General features: G+C 70.2%; 10 protein-coding genes. 2 read left to right on the top strand and 8 right to left on the bottom strand.

Going from position 1 to position 14057, the window contains the following annotated elements; genetic code table 11:
• Positions 1-4 precede the first annotated feature (4 nt).
• From ACIA5D_RS30500 to ACIA5D_RS30475, 6 genes are all read right to left on the bottom strand, one after another.
• Positions 5-1516, bottom strand: coding sequence for an APC family permease (locus ACIA5D_RS30500; RefSeq protein WP_396033761.1), 1512 nt, complete (start codon positions 1514-1516; stop codon positions 5-7).
• A gap of 178 nt (positions 1517-1694) precedes the next feature.
• Positions 1695-2684, bottom strand: a complete 990-nt coding sequence (locus tag ACIA5D_RS30495) for a zinc-dependent alcohol dehydrogenase family protein (RefSeq protein WP_396033760.1) — start codon at positions 2682-2684, stop codon at positions 1695-1697.
• A complete protein-coding gene (locus ACIA5D_RS30490) occupies positions 2681-3496 on the bottom strand; it encodes a carbohydrate ABC transporter permease (RefSeq protein WP_396033759.1) in 816 nt (271 codons plus the stop codon). Before ACIA5D_RS30490 ends, ACIA5D_RS30495 begins: the two co-directional genes overlap by 4 nt.
• Positions 3493-4425, bottom strand: coding sequence for a carbohydrate ABC transporter permease (locus ACIA5D_RS30485; protein WP_396033758.1), 933 nt, complete (start codon positions 4423-4425; stop codon positions 3493-3495). Before ACIA5D_RS30485 ends, ACIA5D_RS30490 begins: the two co-directional genes overlap by 4 nt.
• Positions 4426-5784: an ABC transporter substrate-binding protein gene (locus ACIA5D_RS30480; RefSeq protein ID WP_396033757.1), complete on the bottom strand. Its 1359-nt coding sequence runs from the start codon at positions 5782-5784 to the stop codon at positions 4426-4428. It lies immediately after the preceding gene.
• 51 nt (positions 5785-5835) lie between these two features.
• Entirely contained in the window at positions 5836-6597 is a 762-nt protein-coding gene (locus ACIA5D_RS30475) for a DeoR/GlpR family DNA-binding transcription regulator (protein ID WP_396033756.1), read from the bottom strand.
• 236 nt (positions 6598-6833) lie between these two features.
• On the opposite strand from ACIA5D_RS30475, the gene ACIA5D_RS30470 reads away from it, so the two are divergent.
• Positions 6834-9155 carry a putative bifunctional diguanylate cyclase/phosphodiesterase gene (locus tag ACIA5D_RS30470; RefSeq protein WP_396033755.1) on the top strand — a complete coding sequence of 774 codons (2322 nt, stop codon included), beginning with the start codon at positions 6834-6836 and terminating at the stop codon, positions 9153-9155.
• A gap of 30 nt (positions 9156-9185) precedes the next feature.
• Here the strand turns inward: ACIA5D_RS30470 and ACIA5D_RS30465 are convergent, their stop codons facing one another.
• Complete coding sequence (locus ACIA5D_RS30465; protein WP_396033754.1) at positions 9186-9458, bottom strand: hypothetical protein; 273 nt, start codon at positions 9456-9458, stop codon at positions 9186-9188.
• Between the two features lie 15 nt (positions 9459-9473).
• On the opposite strand from ACIA5D_RS30465, the gene ACIA5D_RS30460 reads away from it, so the two are divergent.
• On the top strand, positions 9474-10070 hold the full coding sequence (locus ACIA5D_RS30460; protein WP_396033753.1) for a CGNR zinc finger domain-containing protein: 597 nt from the start codon (positions 9474-9476) through the stop codon (positions 10068-10070).
• A gap of 813 nt (positions 10071-10883) precedes the next feature.
• Here ACIA5D_RS30460 and ACIA5D_RS30455 read toward each other — a convergent pair.
• Positions 10884-14039, bottom strand: coding sequence for a S8 family serine peptidase (locus ACIA5D_RS30455; protein ID WP_396033752.1), 3156 nt, complete (start codon positions 14037-14039; stop codon positions 10884-10886).
• Between the last annotated feature and the right edge of the window lie 18 nt (positions 14040-14057).

Genomic DNA, 14057 nt, shown 5'->3' with positions numbered 1-14057 from the left:
TCAGTCAGCGATTCACCCGTTCTGGTCGATGCGCCCCCGGCTCGGGAGGTCGCGGCACTCTCGGTGTGACGACGACGGCGTTCCCGCCCTGCCCGATGCCCGCGTAGACGGTCGGGCTGGCGCCGCGCAGCAGGAACCCGTGCACGAGCCCCGCACCGGCGACCGCGGTCAGCGCGGCCGGCACGAACCAGACGAGCGCCGACTCGGGCGGCACGCCCAGCAGTGACGGGATGTTCCAGAACGCCAGGTAGCACAGCGTCCCGAGGGCCACTGTGGACAGGATCGGGGCGAGGAAGCGGCCCCACGTGCCCTCGCCGTTGGGCACGCGGTTGAGGTGCAGCAGCGCCGCGAGGGCGGTGGCCAGCAGCAGCACGAGCACGCCGAGGCCGCCCACGACGCTGAGCCGGTGGGCGAGCGCCGAGGGCGAGCGCACGCCGGCGAGGTAGGCCGTGGCGAGGGCGACCGCGGCGATGACCGACTGGGTCAGCGAGGCGGTGCGCGGCGCGGAGGTGCGGCGGGCCACCCGGCCGAGGGGTGCGGGCAGCACGTGCTCGCGGGCCAGCGCGTACAGGTAGCGGGCGATCGCGTTGTGCAGGGCGAGCGCCGCGGCGACCAGGGCGGTGAGCAGCACGACGCGGCCGGCGGTGACGGCCCACGGCGCGAGGCGGGCGCCGGCGAGGTCGAACACGAGCTCGGAGCCGCGGGCCCGGGCGAGCGCGGCGACCTGGCCGGGGTCGGCGCCGGCGCTCACCGACCACGCGGCGAAGGCCAGGACCAGGGCAAAGACAACAACCGACGCGTACGTGGCATAGCCCGCTTCCCGCCGCGGGCGCATGGTCTCCTCCGCGTACGTGCCGGTGGTCTCGAAGCCGATGAAGGCGAGCGCGCCGACCGCGAGGAGCAGGCCGAGCGCGGGCCGGTCGATGGCGGACGGGTTCGCGGGCAGGATCGAGCCGGGAGCGAACCGGTCGCCGGCCGGGGCGATGACGCTGGCCGCCCCGAACCCGGCCGCGACCGCGATCTCGGCGATCACGAGCAGCGCGAGCAGGCCGCTGAGGATCTCGACGCGCATCGGGCCGCAGAGCGCGACGATCAGCCAGCAGGCGGCGGCGACCATCCACCACTGCGCCTCGACGCCGAACCAGCTGTGCAGCAGCGGCGCGGCCGCGACCCCCACGACGCCGTAGATGCCGAGCTGAAGGGCGTGGTAGGAGACGAGCGCGAGCCAGGCCGCGGCGACGCCGGACGGACGGCCGAGGCCGCGCGAGACGTACGCGTAGAGGGCGCTCGCGTAGGGGGCGCGGTGGGCCATGGCCGCGTAGCCGGACGCGAAGGACAGCAGGACGACCGCGACGGCGACGAAGGTCAGCGGGACGAGCGGCCCGCCGCCACGGGCGTAGGCGGCGGGCACGACGGTGATCAGAACGGCGAGGGGCGCGGTCGCGGCGATCGCGAAGAACGTCACGGCGGCCGCGCCGATGCGGCCCGGGCCCAGGCCCCGGCCGGCGCCCGGCACTACGGACGGCGAAGTCGGTTCTGCGGACGGCGCGGAGAATCCGGGCCCCGTCGGGGCGGGGGGCGGATCCTCGGCGGTACCCACGGATCTATTGAGCCCTACGGGGTAGGCATCTGACAACTACCCGTATCGACTCACTCACTTTCGGTCATAGGTTTGGCACGGAGTGGCCATGACCTCAGGGTTCGATGAGGATTTTCCGACCCTCGCCCCGGCGGAACTGCTCGAGCGCGGTCGCGTACGAGGTCAGCGGGAACCTGTGAGAGACGAATATCGATGGGTCGAGAACCCCGGCCGCGAGCATCTGGCCGGCCCGGTCGAAACTGTGCAGGACCGCCATCGAGCCGGTGATGGTGATCTCGCGCCGGTAGATCTCGTACGGCTCGATCGCCACCCGGGCGTCGTACCCGGCGACCCCGAACTGCAGGAAAGTCCCGCCGCGTCCGACTCGTCGCAGACCGTCCTTGATGGCCGCTTCCGCACCCGTACAGTCGATGACGACATCGAAACCGCGTGGCGCGAGCAGATCGCCGGCCGATGCGACGGCTGCGGAGCAGCCGAGCCGTGTCGCCGTGGCCAGACGCTCGGGATTGAGGTCCACCATGGACACCGACTCGGCGCCCGACCGCTTGGCGAGCTCGAGCATCATCAGGCCCATCGTTCCCGAGCCGTAGATCAGGTACGACGAGGCCAGGTGGCGGGGCAGCACGTCGAAGCCGCGTACGGCGCAGGACAGCGGCTCGATCAGCGCCGCGTCCCGCGCCGCCAGCGTCGGCGGGAGCTTGAACAGGTTGGCCATCGGCGCCACGACGAACTCCGCGGCGCCGCCGCTCACCGTGACACCGATCGCTCCCCAGTTCTCGCACTGGTTGCCGCGGGCCCGCTTGCAGTAGTAGCAGTACCCGCAGTACAGCGACGGATCGACGGCCACCTGGTCACCGGCCTCGTAGCCGGTGACCGCCGACCCGACCGCGACGATCTCCCCGGCCATCTCGTGCCCGGGCACGATCGGGAAGGCCGGGGCGAACTCGCCCGCCATGATGTGCAGGTCGGTGCCGCAGATCCCGACCGCCGCCGGCCTGACCACGACCTCGGCCGGTCCCGGAGTCGGATCCGGGACCTCCTCGATCGCGATCTTCCCGGGAGTGACGACGACGGCTGCTCTCACTTGACGGCTCCCATCGACAGGCCGCGGACCAGCTTGTTCTGCGCCACCCAGCCGGCGATCAGCACCGGCAGGGAGACCAGGGTCGCCGCGGCGCAGAGCCGGGCGAGGAAGAGCCCCTCGGACGAGATGAACCCGACCAGGAAGATCGGCGCGGTGCCGGCGGCGGTCGCGGTCAGGTTCACCGCCAGGAAGAACTCGTTCCAGGCGAAGATGAAGCAGATCAGCGCCGTGGCGGCGAGGCCGGGCGACACGATCGGCATGATGATCTTCCGGATCGACGTGAGCAGCGAAGCGCCGTCGACCTCGCCGGCCTCGAGGACCTCGCGCGGCACCTCCAGCAGGAAGCTGCGCATCATCCAGACCGCGAGCGGCAGGTTCATCGACGTGTAGAGGATGACCATCGTCCAGATGTTGTCGAGCATCCCTAGATGCTTCGCCAGGAGATAGATCGGCAGCAATGCCGCGACCGCCGGCATCATCTTGGTGCTGATGAAGAAGAACAGCGAATCGGTCCATTTGGCGACGGGTTTCAGCGAGAGGGCGTACGCGGCCGGCGTCGCCAGCGCCACCACGAGCAGCGTCGAGAAGACGCTCGCCATCAGCGAGTTGAGCAGGAACGGCGTGATGTTGCGGTCGAAGACCTGCTCGTATTGATGCAGGGTCGGGGTGAAGACCCAGGTCGGCGGGTTGCTGGCGGCGGCCTGCTCCTGCTTGAAGCTGGTCAGCACCATCCAGATCACCGGGAAGACGAAGACGATCCCGGCGATCCAGGCGACGGTGCCCCAGATCGTGTTGCTGAGTCGTCGGTTCACCTGTTCTCCTCCATCCGGAACAGGCTGGAGATCACCCGGAGCGCGAACGTGGCCACGATGATCGTCAGGATCACCACGATCACGCCGGCCGCCGACGCCTCGCCGTACTCGAACTTGCGGAACGTGGTCAGGTAGATCTCGTACGGCAGGTTGGTGGTCGCCGTGCCGGGGCCACCCTGGGTGATGCTGAAGACCGCGTCGAACGTGTTGACCAGGTAGATCGAACCGAGCAGGCCGCCCAGCTCGAGGTACTGCCGCAGGTGCGGCAGGGTCATCCGGCGGAAGATCTGCCAGGCGTTGGCGCCGTCGACCCGGGCCGCCTCGAGCACGTCGTTCGACTGCGACTGCAGGCCGGCCAGCAGGATCAGCATCATGAACGGCGTCCACTGCCAGACCAGCGTGGTGATCACGGCGGCCTTCGGGTACGACGAGATCCAGTCGGTCGAACCGCCGAAGAGTCCGTTGATCAAGCCGTACGCCGGGTTGAAGATCGCGTGTTTCCACAGCAGCGCGGCCGCGATCGGCATAACCAGGAACGGTGTGATCAGGAGAGTACGGACGATCGGCCGCCCGACGAACTTACGGTCGAGCAACAGTGCCAGCACGAGGCCGAGGATCATCGAGAAGATCACCGCACCGGCCGTGAGGATCACCGTGTTGACCAGGGCCGCCCGCAGCCGCGAGTCGGTCAGCACGGTGACGTAGTTGTCCAGGCCGATGAACGGGTGCTTGCCCGGCTTGAGGGCGTTCCAGCTCAGCGTGGAGAGGTAGAGGGTGTAGAGGAACGGGATCTGCGTGATCAGGATCGCGAAGATCAGGGCCGGGAGCAGCGGCGCCCGGCGTATCCAGCGTTCTTTCTGGGTGCTGCCCTTGGGTGGCCGGACGGGCGGCTGGATCCGCTCGTCCGGCCGGGCCACGGTAGTGGTCATCTACTTGTAGTTCTTGGCCACGTCTTCGGCCTGCTTCTGGCCGTCGGCCAGGGCCTTCTCAACCGATGTGCTGCCCGCGATGGCGGCGCTCACCTCCTGCGAGACCTTGGTGCCCAGGTCGGAGAACTCGGGGATGCCGACGTACTGGACACCCAGCGCCGGCCGGGGCTGCACGCCCGGGTTCTGCGGGTTGGCGTGCTCGATCGAGCCGAGCGTGACGTCGGCGAACGCCTTGGCGGAGTCCTTGTACTCGGGGATCGAGTACGTCGAGGTGCGCTTGCCCGAGGGCACCCGCGACCAGCCGAGGTTCTTGCCGACCAACTGCTCGTAGTCCTTGCTGGTCGCCCACGAGATGAACTTCCAGGCCGCGTCCGCCTTCTTGGTGGTCTTGGGCATCGCCCACGCCCAGGTCCACAGCCAGCCGGAGTACTCGGTCTTGTTGACCGGCGCGTAGACGTAGCCGACCTTGCCGGACACCTTGCTGGCGTTCGGGTCCTCGAGCGTGCCGGCGGCCGAGGTGGCGTCGTACCACATGGCGGCCTTGCCCTGGCCGAACGTGTTCAGGCACTCGGTGAAGCCGGCCTGCGGGGCGCCCGGCTCGCCGTACTTCTTGACCAGGTCGACGTAGAACTGGGTGGCGGCGGTGAACTCGGGCGCGTTGACCTTGGGCGTCCAGTCCTTTTCGAACCAGGTGCCGCCGTACGTGTTGACGACCGTCGTCAGCGGCGCGAACAGCTCGCCCCAGCCGGGCAGGCCGCGCAGGCAGATCCCGGCGACGCCCTTGCCCTTGTCGTTGAGCTTGGCGGCGAAGTCGGCGACCTGAGCCCAGGTCGGGTGCTCGGGCATGGTCAGGCCCTTGGCCGCGAACAGCTCCTTGTTGTACATGAGGAACGAGGACTCGCCGTAGAACGGCGCCGCGTACATCTTGCCGTCGTCGCCGGTCAGCGACTGGACCATCGGCTTGAGCAGGTCGCCGGCGTCGTACGCCGAGTCGGCGTTGGCCTGGGTGGAGAGCTCGTGCAACCAGCCGTTCTTCGACCAGATCGGCACCTCGTACGCGCCGACCGTGGCGACGTCGTACTGACCGCCCTGGTTGGCGACGTCCTGGGTGACTTTGTCGCGAAGCTCGTTCTCCGGGAGGATCGTGAACTTCACGGTGATCCCGGTCTGCTTGGTGAAGTTGTCGGCGGTCAGCTTCTGGATGTCCTCCATCTGCGGGTTACCGACCATCAGCGCCGTGATGGTGTTGTCGTCACCGCCGCCGCTGCTGCCACCGGTCGAGCCGGCGCCCGAGCAGCCGGCCGCGGCCGCGGTGATCAAGAGTAGGCCGGTCATCGTTATCGCGAGTTTTTTGGGCATGGTGGAACCTCCGTTTATTCGAAAACGGCGTGGGTGGTTTTTAAAACCGCGTCAGACCCGGATGACCTGTGGCCCGAGCCTCGCGTAGCGGTGCGCCTCGGAAACCGGAAGCGCCGTGTCGGTGATGAGGGTTTCGAATTCCGCTATCTCGGCGAATTTGCAGAACGTGCGGACGCCGAATTTCGTGTGCACGCCGACGAAGACCCGTCGGCGGGAGGCCCGGACCGCGTGCGTCTTGATGTCGGCCACGGCCGGGTCGGGGGTGGTGAGGCCGGCCTCGCGGGATATGCCGTTCGCGCCGACGAAGGCGAGATCGATCACGAAACCGGAGAGCATGCCGGCCGCCCAGTGGTCGACGGTGGCCAGCGTCCGGCCGCGTACCCGGCCCCCGAGCAGCAGCACCGTGGCTGGGGTCGACTGGGCCAGCCAGGCCGCGGTGTTGAGCGAGGCGGTCACCACGGTGAGCGGCCGGTCGGTGGGCAACGCCTCGGCGATGAGCTGGGGCGTGAAGCCCTCGTCGATGAAGATGGTCTCGGCGTCACCGATCAGGCCGGCCGCGGCGGCCGCGATCCGGCGTTTCTCCGGCACCCCGCGGGTGGTGCGGATCGCCAGGTCGGTCTCGAATTTCGCGGTCTCCACCGGATACGCGCCGCCGTGCGTACGCCGGATCAGGCCGTGTTTTTCGAGCAGCCGCAGGTCGCGGCGAATTGTTTCGGCGGAGACGTTCAGTTCCGCGGCGAGTTTCGCGACGTTGACCTCGCCGTGGCGGCGGGCCAGCGCGACGATCTGGTGATGCCGCTCGTCCGAATTCAAACCGCACCCCCAAGCTCGATTAACCGTGGACTATTTGTAACACCATCGAAACCGTGTGGTCCGCATCACCTTCCGGGCAAGATGTTTGCATCCTTGCCCGGTTGGCGCGTGGTTTTTCGCGGCGCAATCCGGCTGTTTACGGTTCGAAGCAGACAAACTGCCTGCCCGTTTGTTCGAAGATCGCGCCCGCTTCGTGCCCGCGAGCGTCCGCTCGGGCGGCCACAGGATTCTCTCAAGTGGGCTCCGCCACGGCCGACTTGCATGCCGTGCTCGCGACTCAGCAACTGACGGAATTCCTGGCCGTGGTCGCCGACCGCCCCGGCGGTCCGGCCGCGCACCATGCTGCCGTCGACTGCGCCGCCCGCGCCCTCCACGCCGACGTGGCCGTGCTGCTGATCGACGATGGGGTGGTCGCCGCGGTCGGGGTCGACCCCGCCGCCGTGCCCGCGTACGCCCTCGGCGAGATCGCCGCCGGCCGCCGCTGCACGCTCGAGCTCGACGGTCACCCGTACGCCGTCACCTTCGCCGCCATCGGCGGCTCCGTCCCGCAGGTCGCGCCCGAGGAAGCCGGCGCCGGCATGGGGAACGGTCTGCTGGTCCTCGGCCGGCGCGGCGACGCCGCGTTCACCGCCGAAGAGGTCACCCTGCTGCGCGGCATGGCCCGGGTCCTCGAGCTCAGCCTCAGCTCGCTGCAACGCCTCGAGTCCGAGCGCCGGTACGCCGAGGAGAACGACCGCCTCCTCGACTCGCTCCAGCAGCGGCAACGCCTCTTCGAGAAGCTCACCGAGATCCAGCGCGCGATCGCCCGCCGCAACCCGCTCGAGAAGATCTTCGAGATCGTCACCGGCGCGGCCCGCGAGCTGCTCGGCGCCGAGATGTCCAGCCTCAACCTCATCGACCGCGACGACCCTGCCACCGGCGGGGTGGCCGCCGCCTCCGGCGTGCCGCCCGAGTTCATCAACCGCATGCAGCGCATGCCGCTGGCCGCCGGCGGCGTCTCCGGCCTCGCCATCCTCGGCGACGAGCTGGTCATGGTCGAGAACTATGCGATCTCGCCGATCGCGATCCCCGCCATGACCAAGGCGCAGCTGCGCTCGGTGATGGCCACCCCCGTGCACGAGAACGGGCGGCCCGTCGGCAGCCTCACCGTCGGCATGTTCAGCGAGCCCCGCGACTGGGACAAGCCCGCCCAGGAGATGCTCAAGGCGTTCGCCGAGCACGTCAGCCTCGCGCTGACCGACGCGCGCACGCTCGAGGCGATGAACCAGGCGTTCCTCGACTCGCTCACCGGGTTGCCCAGCCGCGCGCTGTTCCAGACCCGCATGGAGGAGACGCTCGCCTCCGGCTCCCTGGCCGTACTCTTCATCGACCTCGACCGCTTCAAGATGGTCAACGACTCGCTCGGCCACGCCGCCGGCGACCACCTGCTGATGGGCGTGGCCGACCGGATCAGGTCGTGCATGCGCGACGGCGACACCGCGGCGCGCCTCGGCGGCGACGAGTTCGCCGTGCTGCTGCCCGGGCTGGCCTCGCCGGACGAAGCCTCGCCGATCGCCGTACGCGTGCTCGAGCAACTGCGCGAGCCCTTCGACCTGAACGGCACCGAGGCGTTCGTCAGCGCCAGCATCGGCATCGCGTACAGCCGGCCCGGCGAGCACACCGCCCAGGAGCTGCTGGTCGACGCCGACCTGGCGATGTATCAGGCGAAGAAGCACGGCAAGGACAAGTTCGAGCTGTTCGAGCCCGAGATGAGGGCCGAGTTCCAGGCCACCATCAACCTCGAGTCCGACCTGCGGCGCGCGGTCGTACGGCACGAGTTCGAGCTGCGCTACCAGCCGATCGTCCACCTGACCACCGGCGAGATCACCGGCGTCGAGGCCCTGATCCGCTGGAACCACCCGCACCGCGGCGTGGTCCCGCCGGCCGACTTCATCCCCCTCGCCGAGGAGACCGGCCTGATCGTGCCGATCGGCGAGTGGGTGCTGCGCGAGGCAACCCAGCGCGTCGCCGAGTGGAACAAGCGCCGCGCGGGCCGCCCGCTCACGGTCAGCGTGAACATCTCGGCCGTGCAGCTGGAGCAGAGCGTGCTGCCACAGGTGGTGCAGTCGGCGCTGGACGCGAGCGGCCTGCCGGCCGACCGCCTGATCCTCGAGCTGACCGAGTCGCTGCTGGTCGACCACCGCTTGGCGACGCTGCGCCGCCTCGAGGCGATCAAGGCATTGGGCGTACGACTGGCGATCGACGACTTCGGCACCGGCTACTCGTCGCTGGCGTACCTGCGCCGCTTCCCGATCGACATCATCAAAATCGACAAGTCCTTCGTGGACGACGTCGTCGACGAGCCGACCGCCGCGGCCCTGACCCACGGCATCATCCAGCTGGGCCGGGCCCTCCAGCTCTCCACGATCGCCGAGGGCATCGAGCACGCCGGCCAGCTGAGCTCCCTGGCCGGCGGCAATTGCGAGCTGGGCCAGGGCTACTACTTCGCCGAGCCCCTGACCCGCTCAGCCCTCGACGACCTGCTGTTCCCGGTCCACCTGCCCCACGACTGCGATTGACGCACCCTCGCCGTCCTTTCCAGGCGAGCCTCAGACGGCCGCCATCCTTTGTCGCGGGCGTCGGCCGCCGTCGAGGCGGTCGGCCAGGCGGTGCAGCGCGCCGGCCGCCAGCACACGCAGCCGCCCAGGCGGCCGCTCGACCACGACCGGGCTGTTCGGCAGCGCCGATTGGCTCAGGCTGCCGGCGGTTCGGTTGACCAGTGAAATCATGCCCAGTTCCTGCATCGGACGATCCCTCCGTTTGGTGATGCGGGCTAAGCTCATTTCAGTGGAAACATTACCCGACTGATGCGGGTCAAACACGCTTTGGTGGAATCAATGTCAGATATCGCCAACCTGGACGTCTTCGGCGGCGCCGCCTGTCTCGACTTCGCCAACACGCTCGACGGCCGCGGCACCGAGAGCCCCGAGGAATACCTGCACACCTACGCCGACCTGGTGAGCTGGGGGCGCTACGCGGGAGTGCTCGACGAGTCCACCGCCCGGCGGCTGACCGGCGACCATCCCGCCGTCCTGCGCACCGCGCTGCGACTCCGCGAGGCGATCTTCCAGGTCTTCGTGGCCCTCGGCCGTGGCCAGGCCGCGCCCACGGACTCGCTGGCCACGGTGCAGGCGCGCTACGCCGAAGCGATGGCCGTCGCCCGGCTCGCCCCCGACGGCGACGGCTTCGACTGGCGCTTCGATGGGGACGACCCCGGCCGCGCCTGGTGGCCCTTGGCGGTCTCCGCCGTCCGGCTTCTCACCGCCGGCCCGCTCGACCGCGTGAAGGTCTGCGCCGCCGAGGCCGGGTGCATCGGCCTGTTCGTGGACACCAGCAAGAACCGCAGCCGCCGCTGGTGCACGATGGACGGATGCGGCGTCGACGCCAAGGTGCAGCGCCAGGCACGCCGCCGCCGCGACGCGCGAACGGCCTAGTTGGAGACCATCGGAGGTCGGGGTCGTCGGCCGCCGCCTGTGGACGGCGCCCGGATTTTGTCGTACCCGGCTGTTCTACTCGTCCCCACCCAGAGGTGCGGGGCGGGGGAGGTCTGTGGGCCGCCGGGTGATCCAAAAATCTTGCGGTGATCAGTGGCTGGGCGAGGCGTGCCATGGCCGGGGGTCGTGGGTGGGTGCGGTGGGTGCGGCCCGTCGCGCTGAGCCTCGGGGATCCCGCGATGTGGCGGTCGCGGCCGGTCTGTGGGACGCACTTCCCAAAGACCGGCCGGGTGTCCCGGTCAATGGGCGCAGGGCCCCACGCTGCGGGAAAGATCCGGGCGAGCGACGGGAATATCCACTTATATCGACCAGCTGTTGATCGAGGGCCGCTAGCGGTGATGAGGTCCCGTTCGCGGCAAACCGCCACTTATCAAGATCTCCACCCGCGGTCGCGGCAGCCGGGCCGAGCCGGGCGCGAAGCCGGCGACGGCAACCACCCGATGACCGCGACGGGCCGCACTCACGGTGACCACGCACGACCCCCGGCCATGGCAACCCCAGCCCAGCCACCCACCCCACCGCAACGGGCGCCACCCACAGTGACCACGCACGACCCCCGGGCCAAGGCGCGCCCCGTCCCAGCCGACGCTTCAACCGGCGGCCGAACGCGCCTTGCCCATGGCACAGCCCCCGTATGAGAAATGCTCGGATCAGCGTACGAGCCGGGGGCACCGCCGCCGACGCGCGGCGCACTGTGATCCACGTCTCCGGCGGTGCCGGCTCATCGCGCCAAAGCGAAGCGTCAACGAAGCGTCAGCGGTATACGTCGATGACGGTCTGCTCGATGCCGCTTCCCTCGCTGCCCTGGGCGGTCACCCGCAGCGACATCGTCCGGCCGTCCGCCGGCTTCGGCAACCGGGCCCGGTACACCCCGTCGCCCGAGCGCTGGGCCGCGGCGGGCTGCCAGGTCACGCCGCCGTCGAGCGAGGTCGCCACCGTGCAGCGGGTGATCGCCTGACGACGTACGCCATGGGCTTGAAGGATGGAGAACGTCGCCTGGCCGGACGCCGACGGGTGGTTTGCCGCGTCCAGCGGCAGGTTGTAGTCGATCGAGAGCAGCGGCAGGAGACTCGCGCCGGCGGACGAGCGGAACGTCCACGAGGTGGTGGTACGGGTCGAGACCGGCAACGCCCGGCTCGCGTCGACGTCGAAGGTGAGCCGATAGTTCGCGGGGCGGCTCGGGACCGCGAAATCGGCGATCGAGTCGTGCGCCTCCCCGACCAGCTGCCCGTTGCGATCCAGCCGGAGCGTGACGCCCAGGTCGAGGTCGAAACCGCCGGCGAGGCAGTCGAAGCGGCCGTGCTGGTCGGCGAGCGTGACCAGTTCGACGTGCATGTTGCCGCTGGTGCGCGACGGCTGGGCGGGCACGCAGCCGCTGGGGGAACCGCCCGGATCGTCGAAGAAGTCGGAGTGCAGCGGCTGCCGCAGCCACGTCTTCCGCTGCCGGCTGTTCGGCGCGTAGCTGCGCAGGCCTTCCTGACTGACTGTCCCGTTCCAGAAGGCCTCGTCGACCCACTTGACGCCGGGGGTGACGTAGTCGGTGCGGTCGCCGGCAACCGGGCCGGTCTCGTGCTCGGCGATGAACAGGCCCTCGGGGCTGAAGCCGTAGCGCTTGTGGCCGGTCACGGAGTCGGGAATGTCGATCTGATGGAAGCGCTGCTCGATCCGGGCAAGGCCGTCCCGGGAGGCGGTGAAGACCGGATCGGCCGGGAGCGTGTTGCCGAACGGGTGAACCAGGTCGTAGACATCGCCGTTCCCCGCTTCCAGCCCGAAGCCGCCATATGTTCGGAAGGTTCCGATCCCGGCGCCGTCGTTGTCGGGCAGGACGAAGACGTGGGATGCGGCGTCGCCCCAGCCGAAGGCGAAGTCGTTCCAGGCCTGCCCGCGCCGGCCCGACTGCACGTAGGTGAGGCCGGCGGCGCGCAGAGACGCGTCCACACCGGACACGCCCGCCGCGAGGGGTAGCGCCTTGGACAGATCGAACCGCAGCGTCGTGTCGGTCGTGACGGCGATGTCGGGATCGCCGGCCAGCGCCGCCCGCTCGTCGCCGTCGGTGTACGACATGAACGAGGCCATCACGCTGTACCGCCCGTCCGGCACGTGGAAGGTGAGCGTGCCGCCCAGGTCGCCGCCGTCGGACGCCGCGAACACGGCCGGATCGTCGAGGTTGACCACCTGGAGGAAGAAGAACCCGTCGGCACCCTCCGGCATCCCGGGGATGGTGGTCGTCTGCACGGTGAGGTCATGACCGGGGGGTTCGACATAAAACCCCGTCGGCGTACGGGCAACGACCGCTCCCCCGACGCTCGCCGCAACCGTAGCGGTGTAATACCCGGCGGCGAGCCCGTCCCGGTCGATGGTCATCGTGACGCCGCCCGTGGCCCCGGCCGCCAGCGACAGCCGCGTCGCCGAGAGCGAAGCCGCCGAGGACGGCGCCGCGGCCCCGTGGCGATCGCGAACCGTCACGGAAAGCGCGACGTCCGCCGCCGCGGCGCCGGTGTTGGTCCAGGACAGCGAGGGCCCGCCGACCACACCCGAGAGCGCCTTCGCCGCGTTCAGCCGCCCCGCCCCGCTCGTGTAGAGATCCCCCTCGGCGAGCGGATCGGAGGCTCCGACCAGCGCCGCCTTGAGCTGATCCGCCCGCCACGACGGATGCCGCTGAGCGAGCAGTGCCGCCGCCCCCGCCACGTGCGGCGTGGCCATCGAGGTCCCCGATGCCGCGACGTGCCGGTCGTCGATCACCTCGCCCATCGCGGTGCCCGCCGCCCGGGCGGCCACGATGTCCACCCCCGGCGCCACGATGTCGGGCTTGGCCGCGTGGCTGCCGGCCAGCGGCCCCCGGCTCGAGAAGTCCGCGAGCACGTCCGTCCCGTCCACGGCGCCGACGGTCAGTGCCTTGGCGGCCGCCGCCGGCGACGAGATGGTCGAGTCGCCCGGCCCGTCGTTGCCGGCTGCCACCACGAACAGCGCCCCGGTCCGGTCGGAGACGGCGTCGAGGGCGAGCGACAGCGGGTCGTTGCCGTCGCTGGGCTCCCAGCCGCCCAGGCTCATGTTCACCACCGGCGCGCGGGTCGCGGCCCATTCCATGCCCGCGATGACCTGCGAGTCGGTGCCGCCGCCCTCGTCGTCGAGCACCTTGCCGACGACGAGGCTCGCGCCCGGCGCCACGGCCCCGACGATCGACGCCACGTGCGTCCCGTGGCCGAAGTGGTCGACCGCGTCGCCGCCCTCGACCGTGAAGTCCTCGGCCTCGGCGACGCGCCCGGCCAGGTCGGGATGGGTGGCGTCGACGCCGGTGTCCAGCACCGCGACCTTGGCGCCGGCGCCGGTCCAGCCGGCGCTCCAGGCCCGCGGCGCGGAGATCTGGGTCAGGTTGTGACCGATGGCGGTGGCCTTCACCGGGCGGTCGAGCCACACCTTGGGCGGCGGTCCGGCGAGGCGCGCCGAGCCCGCCACGGCGGGAAGCCCGCCGCCCTTCGCCCAACGCCCGGCCACCGCGTCGATGCTGGGCAGCGAACGGGCGCCGGCAACCCGGGCGAGAGAGGCGCCCGGGTTGCGGACGATCAGCGGCAGATCCTTGGTGTGGGCATCGTCGTAGCCGTCGAGGATCAGCGTGGTCACGTCGAACAGCGCCGGGTCGAGAACCTCGCCGATCAGCGGTGCGACCCGGGCCGGCACGACCCGCACGTGGCCGTCGGGGCCGCAGCTGCGGTGCAGGACGCCGCTCGCGGCGGCCGGGCGCACGCTGACCGCCGGGCATCCGGTGGGTCCGCCGCTCACGGTGACGACGTCGCCGGTCAGCAGCGTCACCGTGTGGGCCGGGCCAGGCGGCAGGGAGGCGGAGGGAGACAGGGTGGACGGGACGGCGCCGAGCGAGGCCAGCAGCACCGCCACAGCAGATATCGGCACATTCACATCTATGAGACG

It is taken from the genome of Actinoplanes sp. NPDC051513 (assembly GCF_044454685.1).
Taxonomy (GTDB): Bacteria; Actinomycetota; Actinomycetes; order Mycobacteriales; family Micromonosporaceae; genus Actinoplanes.
This window is presented reverse-complemented; position numbering and strand designations above follow the sequence as displayed.

Bases quoted from the DNA above. Each gene is read 5' to 3' on its own strand.
- ACIA5D_RS30485 (WP_396033758.1), bottom strand. From the start codon at position 4,425: ATGACCACTACCGTGGCCCGGCCGGACGAGCGGATCCAGCCGCCCGTC.
- ACIA5D_RS30480 (WP_396033757.1), bottom strand. From the start codon at position 5,784: ATGCCCAAAAAACTCGCGATAACGATGACCGGCCTACTCTTGATCACC.
- ACIA5D_RS30460 (WP_396033753.1), top strand. From the start codon at position 9,474: ATGTCAGATATCGCCAACCTGGACGTCTTCGGCGGCGCCGCCTGTCTC.